This is a genomic window from Pseudomonas sp. XP2, assembly GCF_053557975.1.
The window spans coordinates 1-1083 of the sequence record NZ_JBNRIK010000067.1 but is presented as its reverse complement, the minus strand read 5'-3'; the positions used below and the strand labels follow the sequence as shown (position 1 = coordinate 1083).

The window sequence follows — 1083 nt, the reverse complement described above, 5'->3', positions numbered from 1 at the left end:
GGTTCAGCTGTTCGCCAGGCTGCGCAGCTGGGCTGAGGTCGATCAGGAAGGTACCGTTGGCAGCGACTACGCCAGTGCCGATCACGCTGCCGTTGGCATCGCGCACTTCGACCGTGGCGCCCGGTTCGCCACGACCGCTCAGGGCCGCGCCACCCGCACCGACCAGGATGTCGGTTACGGCATTGGGCGGGGTGATGTCCGGGGCTGTGAATTCCAGTGGTATCGAACTGTTGCCGGCCGCGTCCACCAGGCGTACGTCCAGTGTTTCGCCGTTGGCTTGCGCAGGGTTCAGGGTCAGGCTGAACAGGCCATCGGCGCCGACTACACCCGTGCCGATGATGTTGCCTGCGGCATCACGCACTTGCACCGTGGTGCCCGCTTCGCCACGGCCGCTCAGTTGGCTGCCGGCCAGGCCGATTACCAGATTGGTCGGGGCTTCAGGCGGTGTGGTATCCACACCGTCGATATCCGGTGCAGTGACGGAGCTGGCCACGGACGTGTTGCCAGCAGCATCAGTCGCAGTGGTTTGCAGGACTTCACCGTCTACCTGTGGCGGAGCAAGGTTGATGCTGAACACGCCGGTCGGGCCAACCACGGCCGTACCCAGTTCGGTGCCGTCGGCGGCAACGATCCGCACAGTGCTGCCGGGTTCGGCACGGCCGGTGATGACGCTGCCGTCAGCGCTGACGGCCAATTCGGTCGGTGCGGCCGGCGCGGTGATGTCCGGCGCGGTGATCTGTGCGGGCAACGAGGAAACGCCACTGTCATCGATGGCGACCACATCCAGCAGTTCGCCGTTGGCCTGGGCCGGGCTCAGCTCGATGCTGAAGGTGCCATCGGCATTGGCGATGGCGCTACCGATCAGTGTGCCGTTGGCGTCATGCACCTCCACGCGAGTACCCGCAGGGGCGGAGCCGGTGAGGGTGGTGCCGTCGGCATCAATGACCAGGTTGCTTGGGCTAGTCGGCGCCGTGGTCAGCGGTACGTCGTATTCGAGGGCAGCGGAAGCGTTGCCGCTTGGGTCGGTCTGCACCAGGCTCAGTTGCTCACCTGGCTGCACAGCCGGGTCGAGGTTGATCAGGA

At 65.8% G+C, this 1083-nt stretch carries 1 protein-coding gene; it reads right to left on the bottom strand.

Translation table 11 applies throughout. The annotated features are described in order from the left end of the window. A partial coding sequence (locus tag ACK1VC_RS28905) for an Ig-like domain-containing protein (protein WP_449118192.1) occupies positions 1 to 1083 on the bottom strand: 1083 nt, incomplete at both ends.